The sequence below is a fragment of the Pseudomarimonas arenosa genome, assembly GCF_014841215.1.
In the GTDB taxonomy this organism is placed as follows: domain Bacteria; phylum Pseudomonadota; class Gammaproteobacteria; order Xanthomonadales; family Xanthomonadaceae; genus Pseudomarimonas; species Pseudomarimonas arenosa.
The window spans coordinates 1-2,534 of the sequence record NZ_JACYTR010000124.1; the positions used below are offsets into that span (position 1 = coordinate 1).

Consider the following 2,534-nt stretch of genomic DNA (forward strand, 5'->3'; position numbering starts at 1 on the left):
CATTCACCTTGAACTTCGTCACCGGCACCCGACGCGCCGCCTCGATGACGAAGTTCACCAGATCATCTTCCGGCACCCACTCGCGCAAGTCGGGAGGTAACAGTAACGCTTGCGCGTGGTCTATGACGATGAATTTGCTCATGGCAACTTTGTACCATGAGTGCTGATCAAGTCCGACAGGCTGCTAGCCCGGATATTTCATGAGGTCGCGCGGAAAGCCGACACACAAGTGATTGCTTTCAGGCAAAGGTGAGTTTCGACAGTGCACCACAGGAATCTCTGAACTTGTTCAGAGATTCCTTAGGACGTTTCCTAGCGCGTCAGGAACTTAACCAGGAAATCCGCCAAGCCCTTGTAGGGCGGCTTGAACAGTTTCATGCTGGACAATCGCGACTGGTAGTACACGGCCTTCTGTTTGCTGAAGGTCAGAAAGCCGGCATGACCGTGGTAATGGCCCATGCCGCTGGGGCCGACGCCGCCGAACGGCAAGTCATGCTGGGCGATGTGCAACACACAGTCGTTCACCGTCACGCCACCGGCGACAGTGCGATCCAGCACCCGCTGGGTGCGGCGCCGGTCCAGATCGAAGTGATAGAGGGCCAGCGGCCGATCGTGCCGGTTGATGTAGTCGATCGCTTGATCAATACCGCGATAGGTCTTGATCGGCAATAGGGGACCGAAAATTTCCTCGCGCATGATCGCCGCTTCATCGCTCGGATTGATCACCAGGGTGGGCGCAACGATACGTTCAGCATCGGCGCGCTCCGGCGCCAGCTTGGCCAGTTCAATCACTTGCAGACCGCGCTCGCGCGCATCCTCGCGCAGCTGGCACAGCCGACGGTACTGGCCATCATTGATGATGCGGGTGTAGTCGGCGCTGCTGGCAAGATCCGGGTAGCGCGTCTCTACCTGCTGGCGCAGGGCGGCGATCAGCGGCTCAAGACCGGCTTCGGGCACCAGCAGATAGTCCGGCGCGATGCAGGTCTGTCCGCCGTTCAGCCACTTGCCGGTGGCGATGCGTTCGGCCGCCGTGCCGAGCGGGTAGCCCTCGGCGATGATCGCTGGCGACTTGCCGCCCAGCTCCAGGGTCACCGGGGTCAGATTCTGCGCAGCAGCGGCCATCACCCGCCGCCCGACCGCGGTCGATCCGGTGAAGAACAGATGATCAAAGGGCAGCGCCGAAAAGCCAGCTGCGACCTCCGGCCCACCCATCGCCACGGCGACGCGATCGGCCGGAAATACCTCGGTCAATAGTTGGCGCAACCAGCGCGAGGTTGCCGGCGTATGCTCGGAAGGCTTGAGGTAGACGTGATTACCGGCGGCGATGGCGGCGGTCAGTGGCATCAAGGCGAGATTGACCGGGTAGTTCCACGGGCTGATCACCCCGACCACCCCCAGCGGCTGCAGCTGCACTTCCGAACGCCCCGGCCAGAACAGCCAGTGGGTCGGACGCCGCTGCGACCGCATCCAACTGCGCAGGTGCTTCAGCGCATGATCGATGTCGCCGAGCACGGTCATGCCATCGGTGAGTAGGCTTTCGTGCCGTGAGCGCTGACCAAAATCCTGCTGCAGGGCGTTAACCATACCCTCCAGGCCGGCCTTGAACGCCGCCCTCAGCCGCTTCAGATCATCGACTCGCTGGCGATAGTCGGGCACCCGCGCGCGCTGCGCATCGCGCAATCGCTGCAAGGTGGGCTGCAGTTCGTTCAGCGGCGTGTCGGCGATCATGTCCATCCGGCCAGTCTAACCCGGATATTTCATGAGGTCGCGCCGAAAGACACCGCCAGCCCAGGCACAGCAACGTCGCGAACAATTCTCACTAGATGACAAAGTGTTCGCGGTCTTTCGTCGCTGGCACGACCCTTGTTCGGCCGCTGCGCGGCAACAGCTGCTGCGCAGCCTGCGCCTTCCTCGCTCCCAGAGCAGGGCCATCCATGGCCCTTCCCGCGTGCGCTACGCTCGGTCGGCCGCTGCGCGGCAACAGCTGCTGCGCAGCCTGCGCCTTCGCTACGCTCGGTCGGCCGCTGCGCGGCAACGGCTGCTGTGCAGCCTGCGCCTTCGCTACGCTCGGTCGGCCGCTGTGCGGCAACGGCTGCTGTGCAGCCTGCGCCTTCGCTACGCTCGGTCGGCCGCTGCGCAGCAACGGCTGCTGTGCAGCCTGCGCCTTCGCTACGCTCGGTCGGCCGCTGCGCAGCAACGGCTGCTGTGCAGCCTGCGCCTTCGCTACGCTCGGTCGGCCGCTGCGCGGCAACGGCTGCTGTGCAGCCTGCGCCTTCGCTACGCTCGGTCGGCCGCTGCGCAGCAACGGCTGCTGTGCAGCCTGCGCCTTCCTCGCTCCCAGAGCAGGGCCATCCATGGCCCTTCCCGCGTGCGCTACGCTCGGTCGGCCGCTGCGCGGCAACGGCTGCTGTGCAGCCTGCGCCTTCCTCGCTCCCAGAGCAGGGCCATCCATGGCCCTTCCCGCGTGCGCTACGCTCGGTCGGCCGCTGCGCGGCAACGGCTGCTGCGCAGCCTGCGCCTTCCTCGCTCCCAGA

At 64.7% G+C, this 2,534-nt stretch carries 2 protein-coding genes; both read right to left on the reverse strand.

Translation table 11 applies throughout. The features are described from left to right. Positions 1-312: 312 nt before the first annotated feature. Positions 313-1,728, reverse strand: a complete 1,416-nt coding sequence (locus IFO71_RS21410) for a coniferyl aldehyde dehydrogenase (protein ID WP_225444871.1) — start codon at positions 1,726-1,728, stop codon at positions 313-315. Positions 1,729-1,819: 91 nt separating this feature from the next. Next, positions 1,820-2,534, reverse strand: a 715-nt coding sequence (locus tag IFO71_RS21415; RefSeq protein WP_225444870.1) for a hypothetical protein, incomplete at its 5' end; no start/stop codon positions are given.

Bases quoted from the DNA above. Each gene is read 5' to 3' on its own strand.
- IFO71_RS21410 (WP_225444871.1), bottom strand. From the start codon at position 1,728: ATGATCGCCGACACGCCGCTGAACGAACTGCAGCCCACCTTGCAGCGA.